This is a genomic window from Pannonibacter phragmitetus, from assembly GCF_050510895.1.
Lineage (GTDB): Bacteria > Pseudomonadota > Alphaproteobacteria > Rhizobiales > Stappiaceae > Pannonibacter > Pannonibacter phragmitetus_B.
The window spans coordinates 1050752-1065848 of the sequence record NZ_JBNINT010000001.1 but is presented as its reverse complement, the minus strand read 5'-3'; the positions used below and the strand labels follow the sequence as shown (position 1 = coordinate 1065848).

Sequence of the window (15097 nt, the reverse complement as noted above, 5' to 3'; positions counted from 1 at the left end):
GGACCAAGGAATGCCGCAGGATACCGCCCGCATTGAAGCTGTCATGACCGCCGCGCCGGTCATCCCCGTTCTCATCGTCGAGGACCCTGCGGCAGCCGTTCCCATGGCTCAGGCTCTGGTGCGCGGCGGCCTCCCGGCCATCGAAATCACGCTGCGCACCCCGCGTGCACTGGAAGCCATCAAGGCGGTTGCCGACAACGTGGAAGGCGCCATTCCCGGTGCAGGCACCGTTCTGGATGCCGCTCAGTATGAAGCTGCCGTCAAGGCTGGCGCCAAGTTCATCGTCTCTCCGGGCGTGACGCCGAAGCTGCTGGATGCGGCAGAGAACTTCGACGTGCCGCTGTTGCCGGGCGCAGCCACCTCCTCGGAAGTGATGGCCCTGATCGAGCGCGGCTATCTGCGCCTCAAGTTCTTCCCAGCAGAACAGGCAGGCGGCGCTTCCTATCTGAAGTCCCTGTCCTCGCCGCTGGCACAGGTGAAGTTCTGCCCGACCGGCGGGATCACGCTGGAAAAGGCTCCGGCCTACCTTTCCCTGCCGAACGTGTTGTGCGTCGGCGGCTCGTGGATTGCCGATGCCAAGGCCATTGCCTCGGGCGACTGGGCCGGGATTGAGGCCCGTGCCCGCGAAGCGGCCGCCATCAAAGGCTGATACGCACAAATATTCTGTATTTTACGGACGTAATGAACCGGCGGGCTTGAAAAAACCGCCGGTTCTTCTTAAGTGCGCCGGGATTTCCGGGACTGTTTTCCAGACAGTTGTGACTTTGGTTCCGCTCTTCTCTTGCGGCAGAGCGAACATGGCCGGCCGATCCGGCACCTGACAGAAGGAAGTGGTTTTATGGCATTGGATCTGACGTTTCTGGCAGCCGGTCTCATCCTTCTGTTTCTGGGCGGCGAAGGCTTGGTTCGAGGCGCAGTCTCGATCGCAGCGCGATTTGGCATGCCGCCGCTGATCATCGGCCTGACAATTGTCGGCTTCGGCACCTCCATGCCGGAACTGCTTGTCTCGCTGAAGGCGGCCTTTGACGGTGCACCCGACATTGCCGTCGGCAACGTGGTCGGCTCCAACACTGCCAATATTCTGCTCATCCTTGGCGTTGCTGCCGTAATCTGCCCAATCCCAACGGCCATTGCCGGCATCCGCCGGGATCTGGCCATGGTCACCCTGGTCGCCGCCTTCACGCTGTTTCTGGGCTATCTCGGCCATGTCTCACGCCCGATGGGCGCGGCGATGTTCATCACTCTCTGTGCTTATCTCTTCTATGCGGCCGTCTATGGCAAGAAGGAAGAAGCGGAGGAAGATGACGAGCATAAGCCTGTGCCGATGCCGCTCTGGATGCAGCTTGCCTATATCGCCGGTGGTCTTGCAGGTCTTGTCATCGGCGCAGATCTGCTTGTGCGCGGCGCAACGTCCATCGCCCGCGGCTACGGGATTTCCGAAGCCGTCATCGGCCTCACAATTGTTGCCGTCGGCACCAGTCTGCCGGAATTGGCAACCTCCGCAATCGCCGCCTTCCGCCGCCACTCGGAAATTGCCATCGGCAATGTGCTGGGCTCCAACCTCTTCAACATCATCGGCATTCTGGGTGCGACAGCGGTCTTCCACCCGGTCACGATTGCACCCAGCATCGCCAGCTTCGACATTCCGCTGATGCTTGGCATCACCGTTCTGCTGGCACTGATGCTGCTGGGGCTGAAGTCAATCAACCGGCTGGCAGGTGCAGCCTTCCTGCTGCTCTACGTGGGCTACTGCGGATATCTCTTCACCCAGATGCCCAGCGCCTGACGTCGAAACGGGCGCGCCGGGTCAGGCGCGCCGCACCATCTGCTCGATCGCACCGCCAGCCGCCACCCAGGCCGCGAAGCCTCCATCGAGATGCACGACAGGTTCGAGCCCCATCTCGGTTGCCGTCCGCGCAGCAAGCGCCGAGCGCCATCCGGCCGCGCAGAAAAACACATATGTCGCGTCGCTGGCGAAGACCGGCTTGTGGTAAGGGCTCGCCGGATCGATCCAGAACTCCAGCATGCCGCGTGGACAGGAGAAGGCGCCGGGAATGGCACCCTCCTTCTGTACTTCCCGCACATCGCGCAAGTCCACGAAGACATAACCTTCACGGCCAAGCAGCAGCTTCGCCTCTTCGGCGGAGATCGCGCTGACCAGCTCTGCAGCCTCTGCCAGAAGCACGTTGATACCGCGCGAGATTCTCTGAGCCATGCAAAAGCCTCCTGAGAAACGGGAAGGCTGATCATGCCACTGTCCGGCGAAGAAGGCGACCCATCAATGACACAAGAAGATTTCACGCCAGTCGGCTCGCTGCCATTCTACCGCCCGGAAACTGGGGCATGGCACTGTCATGCCCGCATGCTATACCATTGCCATGTTTTGCAGTATGCCTGCATTCACAGGCTTTTAAATCGATTGAGGAGCTTTCATGTTCACCCCGGACCACTGGCAGTCGCTGAAGTCTCATGCCGCAGACCTGAAGGCCACCAACCTGCGCAATCTCTTCGCGGCAGACCCGAAACGGTTCGAAAAGCTGAGCGTGCGTGACGGTGATTTGCTGATCGATTTCTCCAAATCGCAGCTGACGTCCGAAACCATCTCGCTGCTGTGCCGCTTTGCCCGCGAGGCCGGACTTGAGACGCACCGCGCTGCCATGTTCGCGGGCGAAAAGATCAACGGCACCGAAAAGCGCGCCGTTCTGCACACCGCCCTGCGCAACCAGTCGGACGAACCGGTGCTGGTGGACGGCGTGGACGTGATGCCCGATGTGCGCGAAGTCCTCGCTGACATGGGCGACTTCGCCGAGGGTATCCGCTCAGGCGATATCGCCAGCGCATCCGGCGCGCCTTTCACCGATGTGATCAACATCGGCATCGGCGGCTCGGACCTTGGCCCGGTGATGACGACGCTGGCGCTTGCCCCCTATCACGACGGCCCGCGCCTGCACTACGTGTCCAACGTGGATGGCGCCCATATCGCCGACACGCTGAAGGATCTGGACCCGGCCACGACGCTGGTGGTCGTTGCCTCCAAGACCTTCACCACCATCGAGACCATGACCAACGCCCGCACCGCCCGCGCCTGGATTGCCGATGCGCTGGGAGAGGCTGCCGTTGGCGCGCATTTCTGTGCCGTCTCCACTGCGCTGGACAAGGTCGCCGCCTTTGGCATCGCCGAAGACCGCGTGTTCGGTTTCTGGGATTGGGTTGGCGGGCGCTATTCTGTCTGGTCCGCCATCGGCCTGCCGCTGATGATCGCCATCGGCCCGGATGCCTTTGCAGAGTTCCTCGAAGGCGCTCATGCCATGGACGAGCATTTCCGCACCGCCCCGCTGGAGCAGAACCTGCCGGTGCTGATGGGTCTCACCGGTGTGTGGAACCGCAATGCAATGGGGTACTCCGCCCGCGCCGTTCTGCCTTACGACCAGCGCCTGTCGCGCCTGCCCGCCTATCTGCAGCAGCTCGACATGGAATCAAACGGCAAGCGCGTGACTCTGGATGGCACCACGGTGGAGACCGAAACAGGCCCGCTGGTTTGGGGTGAGCCCGGCACCAACGGACAGCACGCCTTCTACCAGCTGCTGCATCAGGGCACGACAGTGATCCCGTGCGAGTTCATCGTCGCCGCGCAGGGGCATGAACCGGAGCTGGCCCATCATCACGAGATGCTGGTTGCCAACTGCCTTGCCCAGTCGGAAGCCCTGATGCTGGGGCGCACGCTGGATGAGGCGAAAGCACAGCTGGCCGCGAGCGGGATGGCCGCAGACGAAGTGGCGCGGCTGGCCCCGCATAAGGTGTTCCCCGGCAACCGCCCGTCTATCACCATCGTGCATGACCAGCTGACGCCCTTTGCACTGGGCCGTCTGATTGCGCTCTACGAGCACCGCGTCTTCGTGGAAGGTGTCATCTGGGGCATCAACTCCTTTGACCAGTGGGGTGTGGAGCTTGGCAAGGAGCTGGCGACGGCACTCCTGCCCATGGTCAAGGGCGAGGTTTCCGCAGAAGGCAAGGATGCGTCCACACGCGGTTTGCTGGCTGCATTACGTAGCGCTTGACGGAACTTGGCTGCGAAGTCACCTTGATAGGTGGACGGGTGCGATTTATTGGAACCAAATCAGCGCCAGCGGGTTAAAAAAGTGACATGGATCACCGCAATCTCGTCACTTTAGACTAATAACGGTGCCGGTCTTGGTTGCGGAATCATATCCGCAATTTCGGGAGAAATCAGATGAAGAGATCTCGTTGTTCTTGCTGCGGCCGGTCTGCTGCTCGCAGCCTGCCAGTCCGACAGCCAGCGTGACCGCGCCCTGGTCGGCGGTGGTCTTGGCGCCGCAACCGGCGCTGTGATTGGTGCTGCGGCGACGGGCGACGTCGGCGGAGCCCTGGTTGGCGGCGTCATCGGCGGTGCCGGTGGTGCGATCGTCGGTTCTGCTACCACGCCGAAGAACTGCGTGGCCTATGACCGTTACGGCCGTCCGTACCGGGTCGTCTGCCCGTAAGCTTCAGGCTTGACTTGACAGGCAAGGCCTTCCCCATCCATCGGTGGGGGAGGCCTTCTTGCTTTGTGAGAGATACGTGTCCCTTTCGCCGCTTCCACTTACTGCCATTCTGCTCGGCGCAGCACTTGCCCTGTCCGGATGCAATTCGGCCAGCAAGACGGAACGTGCCGTAGCCGGCGCAGCCGTTGGCGGGGCGGCGGGCACCGGCGCAGGCTGGCTGCTGGGAGGCAATCCGGGCGCGGCCGTCGCCGGGGGCGTGGTGGGGGCAGCAGGCGGCGGGCTGATTGGCGCCCTCACTCCTGGAAAGTGCGTCAAGCGCGGCCCGGACGGCATCTATTACCGCATACCCTGCCCCGAATGACAAAACCCCGGCGCCTTGCGGCACCGGGGCTGAGCGCTTTCAGCAATTCGATAGTTCAGGCCTGCAGTGCAGCTTCCGGCGCGGCATAGTCGTAGCCCAGCGCCTCGGCAACGGCCTGACAGGTCACCTTGCCCTTGTAGACGTTGAGACCCGGCAGGAACGCCGGATTGGCGAGCAGAGCCGCCTTGGCGCCCTGGTCTGCCAGCGCCAGCGTGTAAGGCAGCGTCACGTTGTTAAGGGCAAAAGTCGAGGTGCGCGGCACCGCACCCGGCATGTTGGCAACGCAATAGTGCACCACACCGTCAACGATATAGGTCGGCTCGGCATGAGTGGTTGCACGGGAAGTCTCGAAGCAGCCGCCCTGGTCAATGGCAACGTCCACCACCACGGAGCCGTTCTTCATGCGGCGGATCATGTCAGCCGTCACCAGCTTCGGCGCGGCAGCGCCAGCCACCAGCACAGCACCCACAACGATGTCGGCATCCAGCACATACTGCTCAAGCGCAGCCTTGGTGGAATAAACGGTGCGCAGGCCCGAACCGAAGGTGCGCGACAGCCCGGCCAGCACGTCGACGTTCCGGTCCAGCACGGTCACATCGGCGCCAAGGCCCAGCGCCATCGTAATGGCATGGGCACCAACGACGCCGCCGCCGATGACAACGACCTTGGCAGGCGCCACACCCGGAACGCCGCCGACGAGGATGCCGGAACCGCCAGCCGCCTTCTGCAGGGCATTGGCGCCAGCGGTGATCGACAGACGCCCGGCAACCTGTGACATCGGCGCCAGGAGCGGCAAGCCGCCACGGCCATCAGTCACGGTTTCATAGGCGATGCAGGTCGCGCCCGACTTTACGAGGTCAGCGGTCTGCTCCGGATCCGGAGCCAGGTGCAGGTAGGTGAAAAGGGTGTGATCGGGGCGCAGCATGGCACGTTCAACGGCCTGCGGCTCCTTCACCTTGACGATCATTTCCGAAACGTCGAAGATTTCCTTCGCAGTCGCACAGATCTTGGCACCAGCCGCAACGTAGGCGGCATCTTCAGCACCAATACCGGCGCCTGCATTCGTTTCGACATAGACTTCGTGACCATGAGCCACAACTTCCATAACGCTATCCGGCGTCAGACCAACACGGTATTCATGGTTTTTATTTCTTTTGGCACACCAATGCGCATCGTTTATTCCTCTCTGGTAAGGATTTATGCGATGACACTAGAGGAGATGTGATCGAATAGGCTTGCGTTCTTTGCAGCGTGAGCGGCATTTTTGCATTACAATTCGAATTTGGGCGGTATATTCCGCATATTCTGCGAGGCGCGATGAAATTAGACCGGATCGACAAGCGTATTCTCACCCTGCTTCAGCAGGACGGGAGGATGCCAAATGCCGATCTGGCGCAAAAAATCGGCCTCTCACAATCGGCATGCCTGCGCCGCGTGCGGGCGCTTGAGGATTGCGGCATCATCAGCCGCTATGCCGCCCTGCTTGATCAGCGCAAGCTCGGGCGGCGCATGGATGTCTTCGTCGAAATCTCCCTCACTGGCCAATCCAACGAGGTGCTTCTGGCCTTTGAGCAGGCGGTCAGTCAATCGCCCGAGATCATGGAATGCTATCTCATGGCGGGCGATGCAGATTACCTGCTCCGGCTCGCGGCGGAGGACCCCAACGACTTCGAGCGGTTGCACCGCGAGACGCTGGCACGGCTGCCCGGCGTCTCGCGGATGAAATCCTCCTTCGCAATCCGGCCGATAGTTCGCAAGACCGCCTTTCCACTGGACAGTACCCACAGAAGCACCGACTGACCACTGCAAGGTCGACGCCAACAGCTCCTTCCGCCTATAGTGCGCGCAAACGACGCATCCATGGATCCGGAGCCTTTCTTGACTGCCGAAATCACCTGTCTGCTCGATGGCCGCTTCGCGCTGGCCGAATGCCCCACCTGGGATGAGCGCCGCCAGAAGCTTTTCTTCACCGATATCAAGGGCAAGGCCATTCACGCTCTCGACTGGAAGAGCCGTGAACTGGAAACCTGGACCTTCGCCAAGGAAGTTGGCTCTTTTGCGCTGTGTGAGGATGGGCGGCTGATCGTGGCCGTCTGGGATCAGGTGGTCCTGTTCGATCCGCAATCCGGCGCGCAACAAGCCATCGCCAGCATCGAGGCGGACAATCCGCATACCCGCCTCAACGACGGCAAGGCAGGGCCGGACGGAGCCTTCTGGGTCGGCACCATGGACAACCGTTCGCCGCGCCAGCCGGTTGCGGGGCTCTACAGAGTGGCACCCGATGGCAAGGTGACGCAGATCCTGGACGGCCTGCATGTCTCGAACGGCCTCGCATGGTCGCCGGACGGCACGGCCATGTATCACGCCGACAGCTCCCCGGCTGGGTGGACCGCTGGACCTTTGACCCGGCAAGCGGCGCAGTTTCGGGACGCACCCGCTTTGCCCAGCTTACAAACGAGACGGGCCGGCCGGATGGCGCCACGGTCGATTCTTCGGGAAATTACTGGAGCGCAGGCGTTTCGGCTGGCGTACTGAACTGCTTCTCGCCAGCAGGCGCGCTTCTGGCAAAGTTCACCCTGCCTGTGCCGCGCCCGACGATGCCCTGCTTTTGCGGGCCGGAGCTGGCCGACCTCGTCATCACCAGCCTGCGCCCGGATGATGCTGCCAGCATTGAGGCTGCCCCCAGTCCGGCAGCCTGTTCCATCTGCGTCCCGGCCTGACGGGCCTGCCTGCCTACCGGTTCGGAGCAAAGGGCTGAAACTCAGCCCTTTGCAGAGGTGTCCTCTAGATCCGGCTTGCGGACAAAGTCTTTGGCCTCCTCGGGGATATTGCGTCCCCAGGTGGCCTTGAGGTTGTGGTCTACGGCGATGCGCTCGTCAAAGACGAAGCATTCGCCGGACCACAGGCTCTTCTCTTCCGGCATCTTTTCCAGATAGTTCAGGATGCCGCCATCAAGGTGGAAGACGTCCTCGAAGCCCATGTCCAGCAGCAGTGAGGTGGCCTTCTCGCAGCGGATGCCACCGGTACAGAACATTGCGACCTTCGGCTTGCCCTCCAGCGCCTGCTGAGCTTTCAGCCACTGCGGAAACTCGCGGAAGGAGCGGGTCTTCGGGTTGATCGCGCCCTCAAACGTGCCGAAGGCAAATTCGTAGTCGTTGCGGGTGTCGATCACCAGCACGTCCGGGCTGGAAATGAGGCCGTTCCAGTCCTCCGGCGCCACATAGGAGCCGACGCGCTTGCGCGGATCGACGGTCTCGACGCCCAGCGTGACGATCTCCTTCTTCAGCCGCACCTTCATGCGCTGGAAGGGTTTGCGCTCGGCCCAGGACTCCTTGTGGTTGAGATCGGCCAGGCGCGGGTCCTGACGGATGACGCCAAGCACATGACGCAGGTTCTCTTCCGTGCCCGCGATTGTTCCGTTTATGCCTTCGGCTGCAAGCAGCAGGCTGCCGCAGATTTCATGCGTCTGGCACAGGTCCAGCAGCTGTCCGCGCAGATCGCGGAAATCTTCCAAAGGGACGAACTTGTAAAGGGCGGCAACGAGGTACATGCGGCAAACCTGAGTGATGCGGCGCGCAAATGCCGCCGTTCTGTCTTCTGACGCGCCTTATAAACCCGCCCGGCACCAAAACGCAAAGGGAGCGCAGCCCTTCCCGCAAGAGAAGGACAGCGCTCCAGTGATCCCGGCTCCTCAGGTCCGGGAAAGAGATCAGCGGCCGCCGCTGAAAGCGTTCAGAACGGTCAGCAGGCTGGTCAGGTTGTCGGAAACGCCGGTCTGGGCCACCTTCTCGGTCGCACCGGCCGCTGCCGTCGTGTCCAGCGTGTAGATCTGCATGATGCCCTGGTTCGCGGCAGCCTGCGCCAGAGAGTTCTGCTGCTGTTGGGCGGCAACGGCGTTCTCGAACAGGATGCCGGTCGAATGCACCATCGACTGATAGAGGGTGCTGATGGCGACAGCCGGAGCTTCGCCGACGACCTTCACGTTCGACTGCGTGACGGCATCGGTGATCATCGGATTCACGGTGGTAGGATCAGCCATGTATTTCACTCCTTCAAGCAGGCCTTGAAGCTTCAGGCCCGTTACACCCCTTAGGACGCCAACCCGCCGCTGGCGTGAGGTAGAGCGCGCATCTTTCAATCACTGACTGTGGACGGCGTGAGCAATTTCTCCTCGCCACCTCCTCAAAACTGGCTTTTGAATGCGTTCAGTGCCGTAAGCAGGCTGTGCAGGGACGCTGGATGCTCGGGCTGAGCGGAACTGCCGGCGTCCTTGGCCGGAATATCCGGCCAGCCAGTTTCATCTACATGCATCCCGCACGCCTCCTGCCGAACACTCGAAAGGTGATTGCCGTTTAAAGTATCCCCGCTCCGGTACGCTTCAAGCGACGGCTGCGTGTGGTGCGGATGCAAAACGGGGCTGGCGTCATGCCAGCCCCCTTGCAGAATGCCTCCGGTCAAGCGGGTTGCCCGCCGGTCACCGCCCCCGCTGAAAGCGTTGAGCACAGTCAGCAGGCTGGTGAGATTGTCGGAGACACCCGTCTGCGCCACCTTCTCCGTAGCGCCAGCAGCGGCGGTGGTGTTCACCGAGTAGATCTGCATGATGCCCTGATTTGCAGCTGCCTGAGACAGGCTGTACTGCTGCTGCTGCGCGGCAACCGCATTTTCGAACAGGATGCCGAGCGAGTGGGCTTGTGACTGATACAGCGTGCTGAGTGCGACAGCCGGCGCATCGCCGACAACCTGCACATTGGACTGGGTCACCGCATCAGTGACCATCGGGCTCACGGTGGTGGGATCGGCCATTTTTTTACTCCTTCAGGCGGGCCAGCACCGCATGCGGCCCTCTACACCTCATAGGACGTCAATCCCAGGCACCTGTGAGGGAGCTTCCCCTCATTTAGCCGACCCTCACGTGACAAAAGGGCCGGCATGAAGCCGGCCCCGATCTGGTCTGGTCTGATCTGTGCGTCCCCGGCGGTCTGCGGTCAGCTGAAGGACTGCAGCACCGTCAGCAGGCTGGACAGATTGTCGGACACGCCCGTCTGGGCGACCTTCTCGCTCGCACCGGCAGCCGCCGTCGTGTCGACGGAGTAGATCTGCATGATGCCCTGGTTGGTCGCAGCCTGGGCCAGCGAGTTCTGCTGCTGCTGAGCGGCAACAGCGTTCTGGAACATGATGCCGGTCGAGTGGGACATGGACTGATAGAGCGTGCTCAGCGCAATTGCCGGCGACTCGGCAACAACCTTCACGTTGGACTGGGTCACGGCATCAGTGATCATCGGGCTCACGGTAGTGGGTGCGGCCATATTCATCTCCTTGATCTGCGGCGTGGCCGGGTTCAGCCAACCGCCTGCAAAATAAAAGACGCCACCCACCACTCCACGTGACAAATCACTGAAAAATTAAATCTGTAAACGACAATAAAAATCAAGACGCCCCCGCAATTTAATCGCGGAGGCGCAAGCCTTTCATGATGCTCCCACTTGTTCAGCGCGAAGCTCCTGCCAAATGCTGCTTCATCTGCTCAATCTGATACTGGAGCCCCTGCTTTACAGTTGGGTTTGACAAGCCAGCTTTCTGGGTCGCCAGATTGTGGCCAATCTGCTCCATGACGCTCAGAGCTTTCACTGCATCCGGCGGCAGTTTCACCAGCTCTTCGTTGTTGGAGAGCAGCTTGGCCAGCGTCTCCTGCTCGCCCTGAATAGAGCTTGAGAGGTTCTTCGCGGCATCACGGGCGCTTGTCAGAACCTTCACGGCAACCGCCAACCCCTCTTCATAGGCCTGATCCGCAGCCTTCTTGCGCTGTCCGGCCTCAATTCCGGCCGCCAGCACCTTCGGCAAGGCCTGCGTCACCTGGGCATAGCCCGATTGCAGGGCGGCAACCTTCAGATGCTCGATGAGCAGCTGGCGCAGCAACTGCGCCCCAGTGGCGCCCCCGGAGCCAGTGCCCTTGCCATCTCCGCTGCTGCCAGCCAGATCACGGACGAACTCACCGGTGGCTGCTCCTTCCGGCTGGCCGGAGGATCCGCTTGCAGCCGCCTCTTCGCCGCCACGCCCAGCGCCGCGCCCGTCACCGCGCCCGCCATCACGCCCTTCTCCGCGGGCATTGCCCGCATCAGCCCCGGAGGGCGGGCTGGAAGGCGGGGTCATCACAGGCACTTTGACCTCCGGAACGTTTACCTCAGGCGCGGTGACCTTGGGCAGGTCCACCTGCGGTGCAGGCACTGCCGGTATCTGCCCTGCACTCTCGGTGCCGGACTGGACAGCGGACTGCCCGGAAGGCTGTACGCCTGCTTGAATGCCAGACTGGCTGTCAGGCTGTGGGGACGCCGTTTCAGCCTTGGGCTCAACTCCGGCACCGGTCTCTACGTCCGTCATTTTCGCTCTCCTTACGTGTCTTGGCCGAACGGCTGGTGCTGCGCATGGACTGGCTGATGAAGGCAAGAGCGTCACGCATCAGGCTCTCGGAGTTGCAGGACGCCTCCCTGGCGCCGCGCTCGGTGACGGCCGCCTCTCCGGCTTCAAACACGGCCGCCATCTCGCAAGTGGTGACCGCCGTCACCTCGCCCCTACTGGCAAGGTTCATCAACTGTCCTGCCTGTCCCAGCGCTGTACGCGCCCAGGAGAGCTGCGTGATGACCTGAGGATAGACGTTGAAGAGGGTTTCCTCTCCAGGCAAATCGCAGGCCTGGCCGATCTCTTCGGCCCAGTTTTCGAGGAAGCACTGGATCAGCACCTCCAGATCCTGGCACAAGCCATCCGTACTCAGTTCCATGACACACCTTCCCAATGGCCGAAGCTGATCCGGCCTCTGCGGCACGCTTGCCGTGCCTGTTCTTCAGGATTTCAGCGGCCCACCGGCTCTCAGGACACGGCCGTCTTCAGGTCACCAATCACCGTGGAAGCCGAGGTTCCTGCGGTGGTGCTGACGCTGCCGTAGACGGCAACAGCGGCCTGTACCATGGCCTGGATTTCCGCCATCAGCGGAACGGCAATCAGTTCGCCCGCAGGCCCTTGTGCCGCCTTCTTGATTGCGACCGCCTGCCCGGCCACAGCAATCTGCATGATGGCGTTCATGTAGCTTTCTGCATCCTGCACGGCGATGGCGGTCGTCTGGCCGACGCTCATCTCCGGCGGCGTGATGACCATGGCGGGCGCATTGGCCAGATTCTGATAATTGGTGAAGCTCACCGCCTGCACGATCTGCTTGTTCAGCGCCGAAGTGTCAGGCGGTGTCGCCCCACCGGGGCATTCGGATCTCCAGGCATTTGTTTCTCCTTTGACAGGTCTTTCTCAAGCTGCGGAGCAAAGGCCGCTTCAAGGTTCACCGGCTTGCCGTTGACCGGGCGGCCGTTGGCCGTCCGCACAGTCTGGGGCGCCCCAATCATCCGCCCGCCGAGGCTCATGTTAACGTTAACGGAACGTCCCGAACCTTCATCGGCATTCCCTCCCCCTTACCCCCGCAAGGACAGGCCGCGAGAGAGCAGCAGCCCCAGGATCAGGCGCCTTGGCGGACAGGCGGGACGCCGGCCGTGCCGAAGCAGAAGCTGCTGCAGGCGCGGCTCGCTGTTCAGCCGCCCGAGACTTCGGCTCCGCCTGCGCATCCTGCTTGTCAGGCCCGCCTGGCACCGGCTTTCCACCATGGATCCAGTCGGACAGCCAGCCATCCAGCCAGGCTCGCTGCTTGCCTGCTCCATCCACCCCGCTCACCACGGCGGAGGCGGACTGGCGCAGGCGGTCCAGAAACTTTTCGTGGCCATGGCACAGCTCCTCATCGCACCCCGGCCAGACCGGAGCGTCTCTGAGCACGTCAGGACGGAATGGAAAAACCCGTAGACCTGATGTTACTGGCCCACTTCCATGATCAGCTGCACCGCCTTGGAGACGACCGCCGTCATGACCTGGTTCAATGCCTGCTGGCTGTGAACCGCATTCTGGATCGACAGGCCCGTCGCATGGCTGCTAACCTGATAAAGGCTCGCGATTGCCTGGGAAGGCGCTTCGGCAACCACCTTCACGTTGGTCTGGGTGACCGCATCGGTGATCTGTGAATTTACAAGCTGATCGGCCATTTCCTGTTCCTGTTCGGTTTGCGATGACCCGACATAAATCTGGACGCGTCAGGCTTTCGTCCGTGAGGGCCGCGAAGGAGCGGTTTTTGTGGTCCGCTCCTGCGGCTGGTTCCATGGGTCCTGCCCGGTTTCGCCCAAGGCTGCTCTCAGCGTCTGGCGCAGGGTCTGCACCCGCTTGCGCGCCAGCGCCTCCGAAATGCCCAGCACATCCGCGATGTCCCGGTAGCTCTGCTCTTCGCAGAAACGCAGTTCGAAGATCCGCCGGTGCTCCGCAGACAGGGAGTTCATGACCGCCATCACCCGCCGCAGGATTTCCTGCTGCCACAGGAGATGCTCCTGTGACGGACGCACGTCGGCATAGCCCGTGTCGTTGTCCTCGTAGATGTCAGCGGAAAAATCCCGCACCTGGCGCTCGGAGTTCTTCCGGCGCAACCTGCTGATGTACTCGTTCTTGAGCGCAAAAAGCAGGAAAGCACGTGGCTCACGGATATGGGTTTCTGCACGCTCAACGTGTGAGATCGCCTTGATCAGTGTGGAGGAAAGCAGATCCTCTGCCTCCTCCCTGTCCCCTTTCGTCAGGCGCAGCGCCCGGCGCCGAAGCACAGGGGCGTCATCGATCCAACTGGTCCACAATCCGTTTGCAGGCAGAATACTCGTCATTGTGCGATTCCCGGTTTCAACCATGAAAGTCTTCGACGCAGACCCTCTCACCCTATGGGCTTGTCTGGATAGACGCAGAAGAAATTCCTTCGTGACAACCTTAGCGGGATTTTTTACAGCGACAAATTAATAAATTAATACTTTATTAAGCATGATATTGCTGCGTATTAGCGCTTTAACCTTGAATTCAGACAAACACCTTCTGGCAAATAGGAAAACGGAATCAGCCTCAACGTATTGCACGCATAAGATGAAGAAAGGGCGTACACCGCGTATACAACCTTGAATACGCAAACCTGCGGAGGGCTCGGCTACCTGCCGCACGCGCCAGATCTTTGCAACCAGATACAACCGAGGATTTAATTCACAGCTGCGGCAAAAATTACGCCCGGACAGGCAAACCTGACCGGGCGCAAGAATGTCGTTGATCGGAAATCGGGCCTACCAGCGGCTCTCGCACACGCAGGAGGGCACGTCGTCATGGCGCACGGTGATCTTCACACCCTCCATATACGACAGCAGGGCCTCAAGGGTCACGGGCTGCAGAGCGGCCAGAGGCGCGAAATCCAGCGTCGAAATCCCCTTCGCCGAACTGACATTCACATACATCAGACCGGCAGGATGCGGAACGGATGCGATGATGGCGGTCAATGCCTTGCGGCTTTCCTGATCCATCAGCTGATCGGGCAGCCCGTCAACCTGCTTGGTCAGCATTTGCTTTGCAGCCTCGACGGCACCCTCGGGCGTATCGCCATAGGCCGGATAAAGGAACGCGATCCAGACCGCCGACATGGATTCAAAGAAACCACCGTTCTCGACCTTGACGTCCAGTTCGTGAAGGCGGACCTGCGCGGCCTTGTCCATCTGCGCCGGCACCGCCAGCAATCCGGGAAGGTCAAACTCCTCAAGCCGGGCCGCCGTTCGCATCCGGGCGCCCCCGCCCATGTCGATTTCAAACCGGTTCAGTGTCAGCTGCTTGCGCTCCGGGTCCAGCTCATAGTCGAGATGAACGCTGCCGCGGTTCCTCTCCCCAATCAACCGCATCTGATAGATCGACTCGGGCATGCCCTCGAACATCGGGATGTTGCGTGCGCCGGTCATTTCCAGCACGAGCTTCTGCGGCGCGATCTCGCGGCCGCCCTCTCCCCATTGCGCGGTCCAGGCAACCTCATCCGCCTCGATCGTGTAGCTGACCATTCCCTCCGTCAACGGCAGGGAAACATCCCGCAGAATGCAGCGGCCATTCTCTTCCACCGGCGTCATCGCCGCGAGCGCGGCACCGGCGCGCTCAGTCGCAGCCTGTCTCAAAACAGAAGCGGCGAAAGCCACATCGGCAGCACAGTCAGTTTCCGCCGCCTGCGAACTGCCGGCAGCAGAAACGCAGCCCGCAAGGATCAGGGCGCCAGTGGCGAATAGCGATTTCATGGGAACTCCACATGCATGTCATCAGAATCGAATGCCAGAGAGGCTCTGGCCTGCCCGGACAATGCACAACCCTGCCC

Annotated in this window: 16 protein-coding genes and 3 pseudogenes; 7 read left to right on the top strand and 12 right to left on the bottom strand. The window is 61.5% G+C overall.

The genetic code is table 11. The features are described from left to right. Positions 1–10: 10 nt before the first annotated feature. Complete coding sequence (locus ACQB61_RS04985) at positions 11–649, top strand: 2-dehydro-3-deoxy-phosphogluconate aldolase (protein WP_430511733.1); 639 nt, start codon at positions 11–13, stop codon at positions 647–649. Positions 650–838: 189 nt separating this feature from the next. Then, entirely contained in the window at positions 839–1786 is a 948-nt protein-coding gene (locus ACQB61_RS04980) for a calcium/sodium antiporter (protein ID WP_430511732.1), read from the top strand. A 21-nt stretch (positions 1787–1807) separates the two neighbouring features. Here the strand turns inward: ACQB61_RS04980 and ACQB61_RS04975 are convergent, their stop codons facing one another. Then, entirely contained in the window at positions 1808–2215 is a 408-nt protein-coding gene (locus ACQB61_RS04975) for a rhodanese-like domain-containing protein (RefSeq protein WP_430511731.1), read from the bottom strand. Between the two features lie 217 nt (positions 2216–2432). Here ACQB61_RS04975 and pgi point away from each other — a divergent pair, with 217 nt between their 5' ends. The 3 genes from pgi (at position 2433) to ACQB61_RS04960 (ending at position 4863) form a co-directional block, all read left to right on the top strand. Next, the gene (pgi, locus tag ACQB61_RS04970) at positions 2433–4058 is read left to right on the top strand and encodes a glucose-6-phosphate isomerase (protein ID WP_430511730.1); all 1626 of its coding nucleotides are present in this window, start codon (positions 2433–2435) and stop codon (positions 4056–4058) included. A gap of 207 nt (positions 4059–4265) precedes the next feature. Next, the gene (locus tag ACQB61_RS04965) at positions 4266–4502 is read left to right on the top strand and encodes a glycine zipper domain-containing protein (protein WP_430514300.1); all 237 of its coding nucleotides are present in this window, start codon (positions 4266–4268) and stop codon (positions 4500–4502) included. A 76-nt stretch (positions 4503–4578) separates the two neighbouring features. Continuing rightward, the gene (locus ACQB61_RS04960; RefSeq protein WP_430511729.1) at positions 4579–4863 is read left to right on the top strand and encodes a bacteriocin; all 285 of its coding nucleotides are present in this window, start codon (positions 4579–4581) and stop codon (positions 4861–4863) included. A gap of 55 nt (positions 4864–4918) precedes the next feature. Here the strand turns inward: ACQB61_RS04960 and ald are convergent. Continuing rightward, a pseudogene (ald, locus tag ACQB61_RS04955) lies at positions 4919–6036 on the bottom strand (alanine dehydrogenase). A 144-nt stretch (positions 6037–6180) separates the two neighbouring features. Between ald and ACQB61_RS04950 the strand changes: the two are divergent. Both ACQB61_RS04950 and ACQB61_RS04945 read left to right on the top strand, forming a co-directional pair. Beyond that, entirely contained in the window at positions 6181–6663 is a 483-nt protein-coding gene (locus ACQB61_RS04950; RefSeq protein ID WP_430514299.1) for an Lrp/AsnC family transcriptional regulator, read from the top strand. Positions 6664–6723: 60 nt separating this feature from the next. Further along, positions 6724–7583, top strand: a pseudogene (locus ACQB61_RS04945) (SMP-30/gluconolactonase/LRE family protein). 41 nt (positions 7584–7624) lie between these two features. Here the strand turns inward: ACQB61_RS04945 and ACQB61_RS04940 are convergent. From ACQB61_RS04940 to ACQB61_RS04895, 10 genes and pseudogenes are all read right to left on the bottom strand, one after another. Continuing rightward, the gene (locus ACQB61_RS04940) at positions 7625–8413 is read right to left on the bottom strand and encodes a rhodanese-related sulfurtransferase (protein ID WP_430511728.1); all 789 of its coding nucleotides are present in this window, start codon (positions 8411–8413) and stop codon (positions 7625–7627) included. Between the two features lie 159 nt (positions 8414–8572). Continuing rightward, positions 8573–8902: a RebB family R body protein gene (locus tag ACQB61_RS04935; protein ID WP_019964490.1), complete on the bottom strand. Its 330-nt coding sequence runs from the start codon at positions 8900–8902 to the stop codon at positions 8573–8575. A 446-nt stretch (positions 8903–9348) separates the two neighbouring features. After that, positions 9349–9666, bottom strand: a pseudogene (locus ACQB61_RS04930) (RebB family R body protein); the annotation flags it as partial. Between the two features lie 182 nt (positions 9667–9848). Next, the gene (locus tag ACQB61_RS04925) at positions 9849–10169 is read right to left on the bottom strand and encodes a RebB family R body protein (RefSeq protein WP_334252960.1); all 321 of its coding nucleotides are present in this window, start codon (positions 10167–10169) and stop codon (positions 9849–9851) included. Between the two features lie 181 nt (positions 10170–10350). Then, positions 10351–11241: a hypothetical protein gene (locus ACQB61_RS04920; RefSeq protein WP_430511727.1), complete on the bottom strand. Its 891-nt coding sequence runs from the start codon at positions 11239–11241 to the stop codon at positions 10351–10353. Then, positions 11210–11638, bottom strand: a complete 429-nt coding sequence (locus tag ACQB61_RS04915) for a hypothetical protein (RefSeq protein ID WP_430511726.1) — start codon at positions 11636–11638, stop codon at positions 11210–11212. The genes ACQB61_RS04920 and ACQB61_RS04915 overlap by 32 nt, the downstream gene beginning before the upstream one ends. Positions 11639–11727: 89 nt before the next feature. Then, entirely contained in the window at positions 11728–12054 is a 327-nt protein-coding gene (locus ACQB61_RS04910) for a hypothetical protein (protein WP_430511725.1), read from the bottom strand. 653 nt (positions 12055–12707) lie between these two features. Beyond that, a complete protein-coding gene (locus tag ACQB61_RS04905) occupies positions 12708–12935 on the bottom strand; it encodes a RebB family R body protein (protein ID WP_019964483.1) in 228 nt (75 codons plus the stop codon). 48 nt (positions 12936–12983) lie between these two features. Beyond that, the gene (locus ACQB61_RS04900) at positions 12984–13595 is read right to left on the bottom strand and encodes an RNA polymerase sigma factor (protein WP_430511724.1); all 612 of its coding nucleotides are present in this window, start codon (positions 13593–13595) and stop codon (positions 12984–12986) included. 441 nt (positions 13596–14036) lie between these two features. After that, positions 14037–15020, bottom strand: coding sequence for a hypothetical protein (locus ACQB61_RS04895; RefSeq protein WP_430511723.1), 984 nt, complete (start codon positions 15018–15020; stop codon positions 14037–14039). Between the last annotated feature and the right edge of the window lie 77 nt (positions 15021–15097).

Coding starts and splice junctions, on each gene's coding strand:
- ACQB61_RS04985 (WP_430511733.1), top strand. CDS start 11: ATGCCGCAGGATACCGCCCGCATTGAAGCTGTCATGACCGCCGCGCCG.
- ACQB61_RS04980 (WP_430511732.1), top strand. CDS start 839: ATGGCATTGGATCTGACGTTTCTGGCAGCCGGTCTCATCCTTCTGTTT.
- ACQB61_RS04975 (WP_430511731.1), bottom strand. CDS start 2,215: ATGGCTCAGAGAATCTCGCGCGGTATCAACGTGCTTCTGGCAGAGGCT.
- pgi (WP_430511730.1), top strand. CDS start 2,433: ATGTTCACCCCGGACCACTGGCAGTCGCTGAAGTCTCATGCCGCAGAC.
- ACQB61_RS04950 (WP_430514299.1), top strand. CDS start 6,181: ATGAAATTAGACCGGATCGACAAGCGTATTCTCACCCTGCTTCAGCAG.
- ACQB61_RS04940 (WP_430511728.1), bottom strand. CDS start 8,413: ATGTACCTCGTTGCCGCCCTTTACAAGTTCGTCCCTTTGGAAGATTTC.
- ACQB61_RS04935 (WP_019964490.1), bottom strand. CDS start 8,902: ATGGCTGATCCTACCACCGTGAATCCGATGATCACCGATGCCGTCACG.
- ACQB61_RS04925 (WP_334252960.1), bottom strand. CDS start 10,169: ATGGCCGCACCCACTACCGTGAGCCCGATGATCACTGATGCCGTGACC.
- ACQB61_RS04920 (WP_430511727.1), bottom strand. CDS start 11,241: ATGACGGACGTAGAGACCGGTGCCGGAGTTGAGCCCAAGGCTGAAACG.
- ACQB61_RS04915 (WP_430511726.1), bottom strand. CDS start 11,638: ATGGAACTGAGTACGGATGGCTTGTGCCAGGATCTGGAGGTGCTGATC.
- ACQB61_RS04905 (WP_019964483.1), bottom strand. CDS start 12,935: ATGGCCGATCAGCTTGTAAATTCACAGATCACCGATGCGGTCACCCAG.
- ACQB61_RS04900 (WP_430511724.1), bottom strand. CDS start 13,595: ATGACGAGTATTCTGCCTGCAAACGGATTGTGGACCAGTTGGATCGAT.
- ACQB61_RS04895 (WP_430511723.1), bottom strand. CDS start 15,020: ATGAAATCGCTATTCGCCACTGGCGCCCTGATCCTTGCGGGCTGCGTT.